This window comes from Deltaproteobacteria bacterium (assembly GCA_016709225.1).
Lineage (GTDB): Bacteria > Myxococcota_A > Polyangia > Nannocystales > Nannocystaceae > Xiheibacterium > Xiheibacterium phototrophicum.
The window spans coordinates 2,260,916-2,276,269 of record JADJEE010000012.1 but is presented as its reverse complement, the minus strand read 5'-3'; the positions used below and the strand labels follow the sequence as shown (position 1 = coordinate 2,276,269).

Here is a 15,354-nt window from a genome sequence, read left to right as displayed (position 1 = left end):
GGCGCCCCTCGGCCTGGATCGCATGCTGTGCCCGGAGAACCTCCGCATGGCCGACATCGATCCACGCAAGGGCCAGCCCAGCGTGCACCTGACGGCGGAAGCCTTCCGTGCGCGGGCCCGCGAGCGCTTCGTCGATTCCGGGTTTCGTGCGGTCGACGACGCGATCGACCGCATCGTCGGCGTCGCCCACGAAGCGTACGAGGCCGGTCGCAAGGCCCCGCGCACGCGTGCGGCCGGGCCCGGCTACCACGATCCCAGCTACGAGCTCTCGGTCGACTGGCTCGCGACCCGCGAGCGCATCGAGGCGGCGGGTGAGCGCTGGCGCGACCGATCGCACCCGCGACGAATCCTGCTCATCAGCGGCTCGCCACGCAACGATCAGACCTGCCCCGGCGAGCAGCCCAAGAGCCATCGCCTGCTGGAGCTCGCGCGCGAGAGCATCGCGACGGCGGGTGACGTGGAGACCGACGTACTCGATCTCGGCCGCATCACCGCCGAGTACGGGCGCAACATCCACCCGTGCAAGGGCTGCGTCTCCACTGCGATGCCGCTGTGTCACTGGCCGTGCTCGTGCTACCCCAACCACGGTCTCGGTCAGGTGCAGGACTGGATGGCGGAGATCTACGAGCGGTGGATCGCCGCGCACGGGGTCATGATCATCACCCCCGTGCACTGGTATCAGGCACCCAGCGTGCTCAAGCTGATGATCGATCGGTTGGTGTGCGCCGACGGTGGCAACCCCGATCCCACGCTGACCGGCGGCAAGGATCCTCGCCGCGCCAAGCAGGTCGAGCTCGATGGCTGGGACTACCCCAAGCACCTGGCGGGCCGCGCCTTCTCGGTGGTGGTGCATGGCGACGCCGAGGGTGTGCGCGGACTGACCTCGTCGCTGGTCGACTGGCTCACGACCCTGGGCCTCACCTCGGCCGGGCCGCAGGCGACCGTGGGCCGCTACATCGGCTACCTGCGGCCGTACGCGACCAACCATGTCGATCTCGAACTCGACGATGCGGTCGAGGCCGAGGTCCACAACGCCGCGATCACGCTGTGCCGTGCGGTCAGGGTGATGCGCGAGGGTCGGTGGCCGCCCGGCGACGCGCCGCTGCCCGAGCCGCGCCCGAAGTGACGTGCCGGCGCGCTACAATCGCGAGCAGTGTCCACGCCATCGCACGTGTCGTCTGTACTGCGCGCAGCGATCGGCGTGCTCGCACTGGGGTCCGCATTCGCGCTTGGGCGCTGCGTGTGGCCTGCGCCCATCGACGCGATCCCGCCGACCTCGGCCCCCGACGAGCCCGAGCCCGCGCAAGCGCAGCCGGTTCCACGCGCGTTGCGATCGCTGGTGTGCGCGCCGGTCGGGCGCCCGCTCGGGCGTGACGCCTCGTGCGAGGAACTCGAGCTGCGGCAACGCTGGTGCGAGTCGGAGCTCGCCGAGTCTCGCCGCGAGCGGGCTGCGGTGCGCCACGAGTTCCCCGAGCCGACCGGCATAGAGTCGCCCGAGCAGTGGTCCGCGACGGTCGACGAGGCCTTCGAGGCCTGCGGCATCGACGCGGAGCTCGAGGTGGTCGATTGCGCGGAGTACCCCTGTGCCGCGGCCCTGCGCAGCAAGGTGCCGCTGCTCGACGGCGACAGTCACGAGCGCGAGATGAACCGACTGATCGAGGCCGCGCGGGCCTGCGCACCGCTGCGCCGCGCGTTCGGAGTCGGGCAGCGGCAAGACGATGCCCTCGATGTCTATCGCCTCGACGCACCGTGCGGTGAGGGCTCGGAACGGTTCTTTGCATTCATGGCGCTCGACCCCAAGGGCCCCGCGTATGCTCGTCAGCGCGTGGACGACGACGACCTCGTCGTGCGCGAGGTGATGCGCTGGATGTACCGTCGCGGCGACGACCTCGTGGGCCTGTGGCCTTGTCGCGACGGCGCGAGCGGTACGGCCCCGCGCGAGAATTAATCGCGCAGCAGCAGTGCGCGGGCTGCCCTGCGGATTCGCGTCTGCGCGCCCGATCGTGCGCGATCGAGCCATCCGACGGGGGTCCGCGACGACGCGGCACGACCCCGCGGCGACGTGGACACCTCGGATCCTCGGCGCTACGTTTCGGTCTACCTTCGAACATGCCGCTCGCCGAGTACGTGCAGTCGCGCATCACTGCCATCCACGGGTTCCTCGCCGAGCCCGACGCGGTGGTGCTCGAGCTGCGCGCCGCAGCGGATCAGCGGGCCGCGGCGGCGAAGCTGCTCGCCGGGCTCGCCGACGATGGTCGGCGGCTGTGGGCGGCGATGGACGATCGCTTCGTCGATGGCGCGTCGTACTGCGCGGCGATCGGCGAGGCAATCGCCGCGGCAGTCGATGCCGCCGTGCGCGAGGCCGCCGCGGCCGAGATCACGATCGAGCCGCCGCCACCGTTCGATCCGCGTGCGGGCTCCCGCGGTCGCACGATCGAGCAGCTGCTGGCCGAGTACGCCGAGCAATCGGCGCTCGCGTTCGACCCCTTCGTCGAGGGCGTGGTGATGGTGCTGTCGATCGATCGCGAGGACGCGCGCTCGCTCGAGCTCGCAGCGACGCTCGGCCGGATCACCGAGGCGACCGAGAGCGGTCGCTTCAAGCTGCTGCTGATGGTCGAGCCGAGTGCGGGCATCGTGCGCGACGTCGAGGTCGCGCGGCCGCGCGTGGTCGCGCTGCGGCAGGGCGACGCGGCGGCCATCGGCGCGACGATCCGCCACGCCATGATCGATCCGCTGCCGCGCATGCTGGTCTATGACGCGCCGCGCCGCGGGCAGGCGTGGCTGGTCTCGGCGTTGATCGAGGCCGGGCTGGCCAACCGCGCGCTGGTCGTCCATGCCGAGGAGGTCAGGTTCTGGCGGCCGATTCACTTCTATGGTCGCGTCGCCGAGGCGGTCGTGCGCCAGGTCCACGCCCACGCCGAGCGCGTGGGTCGAGGTGATCGCACCGCTGCACTGTTGGCGGAGATCGCCGCTCCGATCGGGCGCCACGGTGCCGAGGTCCATTTCGCGCAGCTGTTGCTCCGGGTGCAACGCACCGTGCTCGACCCCGAGCAGGAGCTCATCGTCGTGCTCGCCGCTGCGATCGACGACGAGGTGCCACCGGGCGAGCAGCAGGAGTTCCTCGCCTCGCTGGCGCGACTCGCCCGTGTACTGGTGAGCGCGAAGGTCCGTGTGTGCGCCGTTGCCACCGGCGTCGAGCGCCTCGCTGGCGCGCCCTTGCGCGCGGTGATGCGAACCCTCGACTTTCGCATCGACGGTCCAGTGATCGAGAAGGGCCTGACCGACAAGCTCGCCCAGCCTGAGCTGCCGACCATCGAACGACTGCGGTGCCTCTCGGCGCTGGCCGCCTATCGCATGCACAATGGCGATCCCGAGCGCGGCATGGCCCTGCAGATCGAGAGCCTCGAGCTCGCGCACGCGACCGAGGAGCCGATCGAGATCGCCAGCGCGTGGTACGGGATGGGCGGCGCGCTGTACCACTGCGCCGCGTTCGACAAGGCGATGGAGGCGTACGCCCGCTGCGTCGAGGTCGCGGTCGAGCACGACCACGCCGTGCTCGCGGCCAGTGGCATGACCGGCATCGGTCACTGCGACTTCATGGTCGGCGCCTGCGATCGAGCGATCGAGCGCTACACGATCGCGGCCAAGTACTACGCCAACATGCGCAACCACCTCGCCGAAGCGTACGCGCGCACGTGGATCGCCGAGTCGCACGCCAAGGCCGGGCGTCGCGTCGACGCCGTGGTCGAGTTCGATCGCGCGCTGGCCTGCTGCAACGCGGTCCCCGAGACCTTCGGCGATGCCGCCGACAGCTCGCGCGCCGACATCCTCCAGCGCAAGGCGCGGGTGTTCGACAAGCTCGGCATGGGTGCCGCCAAGAAGCGCGAGATCGAGTCCGCACGCCGACACGGGGCGATCGCGCCGCCGAGCGAGGAGCCGTAGCCATGGGCGTGCTCGATCATCTGTCGAACATCCGCTTCTCGCGTGCCGCCGAGCTGTACTCGCAGTGGGGCGAGCGCGCGACGGTCAACGCCGGTCGATCGGGTGCCGGCGGGGTCACGGTCGCTGCGGCCGGCCGCGCGTCGGGCCACGCCGATTCCGGCGGCGGCGAGGCCGGTGGCCCGGCGGGCGCCGATGGTCACGCCGGCGGTGGTGGTGGTGTGCTCGCGACCCTGGCCGCGGGCGTGCAGGCGGCGATCCACGTCGAGATGGCGATCACCCAGACCATGGGCCAGATCGCCGACGCGCTCGGCCTGCCTGCGTTCCCTGCGTTCCCGGCGTTGCGCATGTGGGACCTCGACGTCGGGCTACCCCACGCGCACAACCACCCGCCCAACCTGACGCCGCCCAATCCCGTGCCGATCCCGCTGCCGAGCATGGGCCCGATCATCCCGATTCCGATCCTCTCGGGCGCTTCGACGGTCATGGTCAACGCTCGCGCGGCCGCCCGCTGCGGCGACATGGGCCTCGGCATCTGGTGCGGTGGCTACTTCCCGATGTTCGAGATCTTCCTGGGCTCGTCGTCGGTGTGGATCGAGGGCGCGCGCGCGGCTCGGCTCGCGGTCGACATCACCAAGCACTGCACCTTCTCGTCGCCGAAGCCCAGCGATCCGCCGATGGGGCCGATGATCGGCACCACGGTCGGCCCGGGCTCGGCGAACGTGGTGGTCGGCGGTATCCCGTTCCCGTCGCTGTTCAGCCTCGCGATCGCCCAGGGCTTCAAGGCGTTGTTCCGCGTGGGCGGCTCGGTGTTCCGGCGCCTGACCGCGGCTCGCTACGTGCGCAACTTGCAGCACGTGCACGTGAGCCCCCACGGTGCGCCGACCGGCTGGGCCGACGACGTCACCCGCGATCTCGAACGCATGGCGCGGACGCGGGCCGGTCGCGAGGCGCTCGAGCGGATCGAACGCGCGGGCAAGCCGGTGACGATCGTGCCGTACCACGGCGCGAACGGCCCGCTCAACGCCGTCGCCGATCATCACGGCAACTGGGACGCGTTCATGGACACGCCGACGGGCCTGCGCATGCCGGGGGCGCCGACCACCGTCGAGCACATGCCCTCGAACTGGGCCAACCACCCCGCCAATCCGTGGGCCGCCGGCGGCCACGCCCATCCCGCGCCGGGCACCAGCTCGGACGCGATTCTCTTCCACGAGATGAACCACGCGGCGAACCACTCCGAGGGTGCGAGTCGCCAGCTCGCGACCAACTCCGAGCATGGCTGGGACAGCCGGTGGGTGAACCACGAGGAGTACTCGACGGTCGCCGCCGAGAACAGCTACCGCACCGAGACCGGCCTGCCGACCCGCACCACCTATACGTCGCCGTTCCCGTGAGCGAGCGCGAGCCATGAACGCAGCCAGCCCTCGCCACCGACTCGACGCTGCGATCGCGATCGATCGCGGCGAGCTGCGGCTGAGCCTGCGGCTGCGGATCGAGGACAGCTGCTTCGCGTTGGTTCGCGACTGCCAAGGCCCCCGCGCGCGTCCGGTGGTGCAGTCGATCGGCAACGATGGCGCCCTGGTGTGGTTCGGTCAGGTGCGCGTGCCGGACGGCTTGCTGTCGGCGGCGCCGATCCTGCCCCGCGGCGAACGCATCGATCCCGAGCGCGGCTGGCAGCGCACGCTCTCGCTCGGGCGTCGCCTCACCGAGACCGCCATCGCCCGCGCCGCCGCCCTCGAAGTCGAGCGCGTGCCGGTGTTGCGGGTGCTGGCCGGCGTGCAGGTCGTGCCGGTCGCTGCGGTCGCGGCCACCCACGACGCGCGCACCGACAGCCATGGCATCGGGCTGGTCGAGCCGGTGATCGCCGCGTGGGCGTGGGCCGAGCTGCCCGCGCCCAGCACGATCGCGCGCGCGGTGCTTCCCGATCCGCTGCCGCGCGGGATCATGAGCACCGTCGATCATCTCTTGCCGGTTGAGCTGCGTCGACTGCGGTCGCGGAGTCCATGACGATCGTCGTCGCAACCTCGGTGCCGCTCCGGGTCGACGCACGTGTGCGCGGTGATCGCCTCGAACTCGCGATCGTGCTGCGCAACGACACGCGTGCGCCGATCCATCCCATGCTGCTCGATCCCACCGGCACTCGGGCTTGGTGGCACTGCCAGCACGGTGGCGACGATTGCATCGTCGTGGGCGCAGGGCGCTTTCGGCCCGCGCCGTGGGCCGCGGCGACGGCGATGCCGGTGTGGCCGACCGCCTGCGCTCTGCCACCGGGCGAGTCACTGCAGCTGGAGGTCACGCGACGACTGCCGCTCATCGAGGACGCGCTCGTGCCGTGGGGCGAGCACGATCCCAGCGCGTGGCCCGTCTCGGAGCGCTCGCGGATCATCGTGGCGATCGAGTGTGTGCTGGCGGTGCGTGGTCGCCCGGCGCGGCTGCCCAGCGGCGCCGAGCTGGTCGCCGGCGCCGCCAAGCGGATCGAGCTCGCGCTCGGCGAGACCACACTGGCCTCGCCGATCGCGACGCGACGGACCCCGTTGCTGCTGACACCGCTGGGCGATCCGCCGCACAGCATGCTCGACGCGTGGCTGCCCGAGCCGCTGCGCCGCAACACCGCACCCGGCTAGTACCTCGACACAGCGATAGTGACGGGCCATAACACCGCCCTGACCGCGCCTCGCTGCGTTGCCGCACCTTGAAATACGCCCGGTATTCCGGCGGCACGGCGCCTTGCGGAGTCGCGGCCATGACGGCGTTCTGACCCATCACTATCGCTGTGTCGAGGTACTAGAACACGATCCCGCAGTTGCGATTGTTGAGCTGCTGGATGGGGTAGGCGAGCACGAAGTTGAAGCACATCTCGTCGGTGGTGCCTTCACCGAAGTGCACCATCTCGGCGCCGGGGTTGTCGAAGACGCAGGTAGTGCGCAGGGACTCGCCGGGGTGCACCACGATCTCGGGCGTGTTGAAGTACATGCCCTGGCTCTCGAAGTTGAACACCGGCACGTCCGTGACGACCTCGGTGACGCCGCCGGCGCGCACCAGCTCGGTGTGGAAGCCACGGCCGAGCTCGTGCATGTGCGGTGAGCTCCCGATGATGTGCAGGTCGCCGGGCCAGAACAGCGTCAGCAGCCCGCCACAGTTGCCGGTCTCCTCGTGGGCAACCGCGCCGGCGGGGATGTTCAGACTCGTGGTGCCGAGGGTGAGCACGCCGGCGGTCTGCGGGCGCGGCTCGTCCGGCATGCAGAAGGCCACGCCGCTGGCGTCGACGGCGTCCTGGTGGTGCGCGGTGTTGTGGTAGTGGACCTGCAGCACGTACCAGTCGTTGGGATCGCCGAGCTCGAGGCCGACGCCCTCGGGCATCAGCACGTTGCCACCACCGGGGGCCCAGCCCGCGACGAACTCCGCCGAGACCTGCAGCGAGACATCGCAGGGGAACACACCGCCGTCCTCCTGCGGTGACGGCGTGCGGTAGAGGATCCAGTGGTGCACGACGCGCTCGTCGTCGATGATCGGGGCCCACGCGACCGCCTGCCGAGGCTCGGTGAACGGCGCCTTGAAGGCGAAGCACTGGTAGAGATCGTCGGCGCCCTGCGCTGGCACCTGGAAGCCACCCTGGCCGCCGGGCGCGTGTGCACGCACCTCGAAGTTGGTCTCGCACGGCAGCGCCTCGGGGCCGACGTCGGGGCCATCGTCGGGCGGCGGGAGATCGCCGCACTGGGCGTCGGGATCTGCCGGTGCGCCGGCCTCGATCCACGACAACAACGCGGCCCGCTCGGCGTCGGTGATGTCGTCGTCGGGTGGCATCATCTTCGTGTCGGCGGTGATGCGCTCGCCGACGAGATCGAACACCGAGCGGGTGGGGTCGGTCGGCGCGGGCACGTGCAGGTCATCGAAGTCCACCAGCGACATCGGGGCGCCGTAGGCCGGCGTGTCGCCGTGGCACTCGCCGCACGCCCGCGACAGCGCGGCCGCGACGTCGCACGGCAGCTGCGGCCCTCGTGGTGGCTCGGACGAGGTCGCCTCGTCGCCGCCGGTTGCGGCTCCACTGCCGTCGCTGCTGTCGTCGGCGGGATCCCAGCCGCTCGCACCGCTGGTGCCGGCGTCGTCACCGACGCAGCCTGCCGGCGATCGGCACGCGCCGCCGTGGTCGTCGCCTTGCAAGCTCGCCGCGCTGCAGCCGGCCGCCGCGACGAGTCCCAGGCATGCGCACCACAGGGTCTCCATGATCGATCGCTTCCGCATGGACGCACTGGACTGCAACCGGTGTGCCCCGAATCACGGGTACGGAGTCCGCACGCGATCTTCCTGCGATCGTGCTCCGCTGCCACGCGCGAAGGCCCGCGCGATCGACTCGGGATCACGCGGGCCTTGGGCAAGTTGCACGGGCGTCGTGCGAACAGTTCGCGAGGGCTCAGCTCGCGGGCGTCGGCGCGGCGGCGGTCTCGGCCCCGGCGGGCGCAGCCGCGGGCGCGGGCGCGGGCGCGGTCTCGGCTGCGGCCGGCGGCATCGCTGCCTTGGCCCGCTCGGCGATCTCCTCGGGCGTCAGGTCTTCCTTGTGCGTGGCGATGCCCCACAGGTAGCCCGCGACATCCACGATCGCGCCGTAGCGATCGCCCCAGAACATGTCGCTGACCGGCATCACCGCGGTGCCACCGGCACCGGTCGCGGTCGTCATCGCGGCGTCGACGTCGGGCGTGTAGAGCATCAGCGCCACCGGCGAGCCCGCGAGGGTCTTGGCCGACTTCGACATGCCCGGCATCTCGTCGGAGAGCATGAGGAACGAGTCACCGATGGAGATCTCGGCGTGCATGATGCGACCGTCGGGCATCGCCATGCGATCGCGCTCCTGTGCACCCAGGGCGGTCTTGTAGAACTCGATCGCGGCCGCAGCGTTGTCGAGGGTGTAGGCCACGGTCACGGTGTGGTACGGCGCGGGCACGGCTTGCGTCGCGGGCGTGCCTGCGACCGCCTTCCACACCGGCGGCGCGCCCTTCTTGGCCTTCTTCTTCTTCTTGCCCTTGGCCGGCGGCGCCATCTCGGCCATCACCAGGGCGCTGCGCTGCTGCATCTGCTCGGGCGTCAGGTCCTCGACGTGGGTCGCGAGCGCCCAGCGGTGTCCGAACGGATCGCTGAGCTCGCCGTAGCGATCGCCCCAGAACTGATCCTGCACCGGCTGCTCCTGCTTCGCGCCGGCTGCGAGCGCGGCCGCGTAGGTCTCGTCGACCTTCTCGACATAGACCATCAGCGTCGCCGGCGTGCCGCCGAGCGTCAGCGGCGACTTGCCCTGCGGGTTCTCGGCGTCGATCATCACGATCGAGTCGCCGATCTTGATCTCGCCGTGCATCGTCTTGCCGTCGGCGCCGGGCAGTGTGAACAGCTTCTGGGCGCCGAGCGCGGTGGTGTAGAACGCGATCGCGGCGTCGACATCGTTGACGGTCAGCTGCGGCGTCAGCGTGAAGAAGCCATCGGGGATCGGCTTCGCCGGTGGCTTGGCCGGCGCGGTCGCGACCGGATCGCTGGGCGGCGGGGTGGTCTGCTGCTTTTCACAACCGGACGCAACGAGCGTGAGCCCGATGCACGAGAAAACAGAGCGCGTCAGAAACTTCGCAAGCATGGTCGAACCTCTTCTGCCGTGGGAAGGGACGTGCGTCGCCGCGGCCTCGGCGCGCGAGGGTAGGCCGGACCCCGCAGGGGTGTCGATGGTTGGCGATTTCGTGGTCGTGATGGGGGTGGCGAGCGTGCGGAGCAGGTCGACGGCCAGGGCCCCCACGAGCGGCCGGGCCGCCGACGTCGGTGGGGGCGACTGATAGACTGGCCATTCGATCGGGTACCGGCGGGGCGCTGCGTCGCCCTCCCGGGGGGCCGTTCGAGCCCGTCCATTGCGCCCGATGACCGCGTTGCCCATCGACCTCGCCGACCAGCCGACGCTGCTGCCCCCCAGCGCGGAGCCGACGATCGATGGGCCGACGTCGGCGGTGCTCGCCGATCCCGATGCGCTCGCGCGCGGCACCATCGTGTCGCGCTACGTGGTGCTGCAGCGCATCGGCGTGGGTGGCATGGGTGTCGTCTACGCCGCCTACGATCCCCAGCTCGATCGTCGGGTCGCGCTCAAGCTGCTGTCGCGCGCGCGATCGGAAGACACCCAGGGTCGCATCCGCATGCTCCGCGAGGCGCAGGCCATGGCACGGCTGACCCACCCCAACGTGGTCGCGGTGCACGACGTCGGTGAGTTCGACGAGCGCACGTTCATCGCGATGGAGTTCATCGCAGGGCCCACCATCAAGGCATGGCTGGCGGCTGCGCCCCGGAGCTGGCGGCAGGTGCTCTCGGTGTTCGCACGGGCGGGTCGCGGGCTGGTCGCGGCCCACGAGGTCGGGCTCGTGCACCGCGACTTCAAGCCCGAGAACGTGCTGCTCACGCTCGACGCCACCGACGCGGTCACGCGCGTGCTCGTGACCGACTTCGGTCTCGCGCGTGACAGCAGCGATCGCGGCGAGACGCTGCGGGACGCCGCGTCGATCGAGGACACCGTCGCGTTCGCCGGCACGCCGCGCTACATGGCGCCCGAGCAGTTCCCACAGGCGGGCGATCGCGCGACCGGGCCGTGGACCGATCAGTTCAGCTTCTGCGTCGCGCTCTACGAGGCGTTGTTCGGCGAGCGGCCGTTCGAGGGCACCACCGTGCACGACCTCGGGGAGGCGGTGGTCTCGGGGCGCGTGCGTGAGCCGGCGTCGCGCACTGGGGTGCCGTGGCGCATTCGCCAGGCCGTGCTCCGCGGCCTGCGGGTCGATCGCAGCCAGCGGCACCCCTCGATGCAGGCGTTGCTCGCGATCCTCGAGCACGATCCCGCGCGGGTGCGTCGGGGCGTCGTCGCCGGTGGGTTGGTGGTCGCCGCGGCCGTCACCGCGGCCTCGGTGCAGTTGATGTTCGATCCCGGCACCCGCAAGTGCGAGCGCGGTGCGGCGGAGATCGAGTCGGTGTGGAACGAGGGGCGGTCCGAGACCATCGCGCAGGCATTCGGCACCCTCTCGGTGCCGGGCGCCGGCTCGCGCTGGTCCACGATGGCGCCCAACATCGACGCGCACGTCGCCGCCTGGCGCGAGATGTACGTCGAGACCTGCACCGCCACGCTGGTGCGTGGGCAGCAGTCGGGCGAGCGCATGGATGCGCGCATGCGTTGCCTGCAGGACGATCGCGACGGCCTCGACGCGGTGCTTGCTGAGCTCGGGAGCGTCGACGACGTGATGCTCCAGCGCCTCGAAACCATGGTGCTGGGCTTGCCCTCGGTCGATCGCTGCATCGATCCGCGGGGGCCGAGTTTCGCCGATCTCGATGCAGACGCGCTCGCTGCGGTCGAGGAGGGCCGACGTCAGCTCGCGGTCGCGGATGCCCGCAACATCGCCGGCCGCTACCTCGCGGGCATCACGGCGGCCGACCTCGCGCTCGCGGCGATCGACGGCGTCGCGGTGCCCGAGCTGCGCGGACGCATCCTGAAGGTGAAGGGGCAGCTGCAGAACCGCGCTGGCGAGTCGGTGCTCGCCGAGACCACGCTGCGCGCCGCATTGTCCGAGCTCGCGCCGGTCGGTGCGCACGAAGGTGCCGCCGAGGCATGGATCGAGCTCATCTTCGTGGTCGGAGATGCGCTCTCGCGACCCCAAGAGGCGCTCGCGATGCAGCTGGCCGCCGAGCTCGAGCTGGCGGCGATGGGCGGCGACGCCTTCTTGCAGCGTCGCCTGGAGACCGTGCTCGGAGCGGTCTACGCCGAGGCCGGCAAGCTCGACGAAGCCGTCGCACATCACCAGGCTGCGATCGCGCTCGGCGAGAGCGCGGGCGCATCCGCGCCGGCCCTGCTGGTGTTGTACGGCAACTACGGCAACACGCTGTACGACCTCGGTCGCTATCGCGAGGCCCTCGACGCCCACCAGCACGCCTACGACCTCGCGGTGCGGGCCTACGGCGATGCGCACGTGCAGACCTCGACCGACATGATGAGCGTCGCGCGCGATGCCGAGAAGCTCGGTGAGGGCGAGAAGGCTCGCGCGTTGTATCTGCGCGCGTTGTCGATCCGCGAGGAGAGTCTCGGCCGTGATTCGAAGGGCGTGGGCGAGATCTTGCTCAACCTCGGCGTGCTCGAGTACGCCAACAACGAGCTGGCTGCGGCACGGGAGCATGGCCAGCGCGCGCTGCAGATCTTCGAGCACCGGCTCGGCCCCGATCACGTCCACGTGGCGATCGCACACAACCACCTCGGCACCGTCGCCAACGCCGAGCACGATGGGCCGACTGCCCTGGCGCACTACGCCGAGGCCATCCGCATCTACACACTGCGCTTCGGCGCCGACCACCCCAAGGTCGCGGTGCCCAACTCCAACGCCGGCAATGTGTTGCTGGACATGGGCGACTACGAAGCCGCGATCGCGCGCTATGATCGCTCGCTCGAGATCAAGACCAAGGCGCTCGGCCCCGATCATCCCGGGCTGGCCTTCGAGTGCCTCGACAAAGCTCGTGCGTTGATCGAGCTCGAGCGCTTCGAGGAGGCGGTCGCGATGGCCGAGCGCGGCGTCGGACTGCGCGAGGGGGTGTCGTTCGATCCCGGTGAGCTTTCGACCGGCTACTTCGTGCTCGCGCAGGCGCTGTGGGCCGCGAGCAGCTCGGGTCCGGCGGAGCGAACGCGCGCGCTGCAGCTCGGCCGCAAGGCCCTCGTCACCTGGCGCGACAGCGGCATCCAGGACACCACGCGGCTCGCGACCTACGAGGCGTGGCTGCGCGAGCGCGGCGGCGATCTCTCGCTGGCCGACGGCTAGCCCGGATTTTCTGGCACGCTCGCGGGTGTCCATGCCCCGATTGCGACGCCGCGGTTTCCTGCTCCGATCGTCGATGGTGCTCGGCTCCGGCTGCCTGATGGCGCCGCCCAGCCGCGGCGCCAGTGCGGCCGCGCCGGCGGTGCTGCGCAAGCCCAAGCACCCGGTCGTGGTCGCCTCCGCCAACGGTCATCCCGCCTGCGTCGAGACCGCGATGAAGGCGATCCTCGACGGTGCACCGGTGGTCGACGCGGTGGTGAAGGGCGTGACACTGGTGGAGGACGATCCCAACGATCACAGCGTCGGCCTCGGCGGCCTGCCCAACGAAGACGGCGAGGTCGAGCTCGACGCCTCGGTCATGGATGGACCGAGCGGTCTGGCGGGCGCGGTGTGCTCGCTGCGACGGATCAAGAACCCCAGCCAGGTCGCACTGGCGGTGCTGCGCTACACCGATCACGTGCTGCTGTCGGGCGAGGGCGCGCGCGCGTTCGCCAACGCCCACGGCTTCGTCGAGCAGGAGTTGCTCACGCCCGAGGCGCGCGAGATCTGGCTGTACTGGAAGTCGACGCTGTCCGATCGCGACGACTGGCTGCCCAAGACCGGCAAGGACGTGCCCGCCGATGTCAAGGCGCACTTCGGCATCACCGGCACCATCAACTGCTGCGGCGTCGATCGCAACGGCGACCTCGGCGGTGTCACCACCACCAGCGGGCTCGCATTCAAGATCCCCGGTCGCGTCGGCGACTCGCCGCTCATCGGCGCGGGTCTGTTCGTCGACAACCTCGTCGGCGCGGCCGGCAGCACCGGGCGTGGCGAGGCCAACATCGTCAGCGCCGGCAGTCACACGGTGGTCGAGTTCATCCGCGCGGGCAAGCACCCCAAGGACGCGTGCATGGCCGCATGCAAGCGCATCGTCGAGACCACCCGCGCCAAGCGATTGCTGCGCGCGGATGGGCGGCCCGACTTCAACGTCAACTTCTACGCGGTCGATCGCGGCGGTCGCTACGGCGGCGCGGCGCTCTATCCCGGGGGCCAGTTCGCGGTCTGCGACGCCAAGGGTGCGCGGCGCGAGGACCTCGACGGTCTGTTCGACAAGTGAGGTGATCGCGGTGGATCTCGACGTCGTCCTGCTGTCGCGGATCCAGTTCGCGTTCACGATCATGTTCCACTACCTGTTCCCGCCGCTCTCGATCGGCTTGGGGCTGGTGATGGTCGTGATCGAGGGCTTTGCGCTGCGCACCGGCGACGCCGCATACGAGGCGATGGCTCGCTTCTGGACCCGCATCTTCGCCGTCAATTTCGCGGTCGGGGTCGCCAGCGGCATCGTGATGGAGTTCCAGTTCGGCACCAACTGGGCCACCTACTCGCGCTTCGTCGGCGATGTGTTCGGCTCGGCGCTGGCGGCCGAGGGCATCTTCGCGTTCTTCCTCGAGTCGGGCTTCCTCGCGGTGCTGGTGTTCGGCTGGGACCGCGTGTCGCGGCGCATGCACTTCTTCGCGACCGTGATGGTGTTCCTCGGCAGCACGTTCTCCGCGGTGTGGATCATCATCGCCAACTCGTGGCAGCAGACGCCGGCCGGGCACCGCCTCGTGGTGCACGATGGCGCCGCGCGCGTCGAGGTGACCGACTTCTGGGCGATGGTCTTCAACCCCTCGACCGTGCACCGGCTCAATCACGTGCTGCTGGGCGCGTTCATCCTGGGTGGCTTCTTCGTGATGAGCATCAGCGCGTGGTACCTGCTGCGGGGGCGCCACGTCGGCTTCGCCCGGCGCAGCTTCGCGATCGGGCTCGTCATCGCCACGCTGGCGTCGTGGGGCGAGCTGGTGTCCGGGCACGCACAGGCCAACATGGTCGCGCGCCACCAGCCCGCGAAGCTCGCCGCCTTCGAGGGCCACTTCGTGACCGGCGAAGGCGGTGCGCCGATGTACCTCGTCGGCTGGCCCGATGTCGACGCACAGCGGGTCCGCGGTGGCATCGCGATCCCCGGCATGCTCAGCTTCCTCATCCACGAGGATTTCGACACGCCGGTCGCCGGGCTCGATCGCGTGCCCGAGGACGAGCGCCCGCCGGTCGTGATCCCGTTTCTCGCGTACCACGTCATGGCGATGCTCGGCACCGCGTTCATCGGCCTCACGTCGCTGGCGTGCGTGCTGTGGTGGCGCGGTGTGCTGTGGCAGCAGCGGTGGCTGTTGTGGATCTTCGTGCTCGCGGTGCTCGGCCCTTACGCCGCCAACGAGGGCGGCTGGGTCGCCGCCGAGGTCGGTCGCCAGCCGTGGGTGGTGTACGGACTGCTGCGGACGCGCGATGCCAACTCCGTCGCCGTGGATGCCGACCAGGTGATGGTGTCGCTGGTGATGTTCGCGGTGATCTATCTGGCGCTCTTCGCCCTGTGGCTGGTGGTGGTGAACGAGAAGGTGCGTCACGGGCCGCACATGCCCGAGGATACGGAGGCACCGCACGCGCCCGAGCCCGCGGCGGCAACCTCGATGGTTCGTGCCGCCGCCGACGTCGCGATGGGGCGTGGCGGCGAATCGCTCGCGGATGGGGATCGCTGACCGGCGGCCGCCCGCGTGGCCGTTCGCTCGGCAAGCCGAAAACCCACCCCGCGGTG

11 protein-coding genes and 1 pseudogene are annotated in these 15,354 nt (G+C 70.6%); 9 read left to right on the top strand and 3 right to left on the bottom strand.

Translation table 11 applies throughout. The features are described 5' to 3' along the window. Positions 1-46: 46 nt before the first annotated feature. From IPH07_34435 to IPH07_34410, 6 genes are read left to right on the top strand one after another with little or no spacing between them, the layout of a single operon-like run. The gene (locus IPH07_34435) at positions 47-1,126 is read left to right on the top strand and encodes a flavodoxin family protein (protein MBK6922539.1); all 1,080 of its coding nucleotides are present in this window, start codon (positions 47-49) and stop codon (positions 1,124-1,126) included. Positions 1,127-1,153: 27 nt separating this feature from the next. Beyond that, positions 1,154-1,948 (top strand): hypothetical protein, encoded by a 795-nt coding sequence (locus tag IPH07_34430; protein ID MBK6922538.1) that lies wholly within the window; start codon positions 1,154-1,156, stop codon positions 1,946-1,948. After that, positions 1,906-3,942, top strand: a complete 2,037-nt coding sequence (locus tag IPH07_34425) for a hypothetical protein (protein MBK6922537.1) — start codon at positions 1,906-1,908, stop codon at positions 3,940-3,942. Before IPH07_34430 ends, IPH07_34425 begins: the two co-directional genes overlap by 43 nt. 2 nt (positions 3,943-3,944) lie before the next feature. Next, complete coding sequence (locus tag IPH07_34420; protein ID MBK6922536.1) at positions 3,945-5,336, top strand: hypothetical protein; 1,392 nt, start codon at positions 3,945-3,947, stop codon at positions 5,334-5,336. 13 nt (positions 5,337-5,349) lie between these two features. Continuing rightward, on the top strand, positions 5,350-5,949 hold the full coding sequence (locus IPH07_34415; protein ID MBK6922535.1) for a hypothetical protein: 600 nt from the start codon (positions 5,350-5,352) through the stop codon (positions 5,947-5,949). Further along, positions 5,946-6,566: a hypothetical protein gene (locus IPH07_34410; GenBank protein MBK6922534.1), complete on the top strand. Its 621-nt coding sequence runs from the start codon at positions 5,946-5,948 to the stop codon at positions 6,564-6,566. Before IPH07_34415 ends, IPH07_34410 begins: the two co-directional genes overlap by 4 nt. A gap of 160 nt (positions 6,567-6,726) precedes the next feature. Here IPH07_34410 and IPH07_34405 read toward each other — a convergent pair whose 3' ends face one another. From IPH07_34405 to IPH07_34395, 3 genes and pseudogenes are all read right to left on the bottom strand, one after another. Then, positions 6,727-8,184, bottom strand: coding sequence for a hypothetical protein (locus tag IPH07_34405; protein MBK6922533.1), 1,458 nt, complete (start codon positions 8,182-8,184; stop codon positions 6,727-6,729). A gap of 169 nt (positions 8,185-8,353) precedes the next feature. Further along, positions 8,354-8,977, bottom strand: a complete 624-nt coding sequence (locus tag IPH07_34400) for a VOC family protein (protein ID MBK6922532.1) — start codon at positions 8,975-8,977, stop codon at positions 8,354-8,356. Positions 8,978-9,001: 24 nt separating this feature from the next. Further along, positions 9,002-9,556 (bottom strand): annotated as a pseudogene (locus IPH07_34395) (VOC family protein). Between the two features lie 274 nt (positions 9,557-9,830). Between IPH07_34395 and IPH07_34390 the strand changes: the two are divergent. From IPH07_34390 to IPH07_34380, 3 genes are all read left to right on the top strand, one after another. Beyond that, positions 9,831-12,746, top strand: coding sequence for a serine/threonine protein kinase (locus IPH07_34390; protein ID MBK6922531.1), 2,916 nt, complete (start codon positions 9,831-9,833; stop codon positions 12,744-12,746). Between the two features lie 31 nt (positions 12,747-12,777). Continuing rightward, positions 12,778-13,842: a N(4)-(beta-N-acetylglucosaminyl)-L-asparaginase gene (locus IPH07_34385; protein ID MBK6922530.1), complete on the top strand. Its 1,065-nt coding sequence runs from the start codon at positions 12,778-12,780 to the stop codon at positions 13,840-13,842. A gap of 61 nt (positions 13,843-13,903) precedes the next feature. Beyond that, positions 13,904-15,298: a cytochrome ubiquinol oxidase subunit I gene (locus IPH07_34380; protein ID MBK6922529.1), complete on the top strand. Its 1,395-nt coding sequence runs from the start codon at positions 13,904-13,906 to the stop codon at positions 15,296-15,298. Positions 15,299-15,354: the final 56 nt, after the last annotated feature.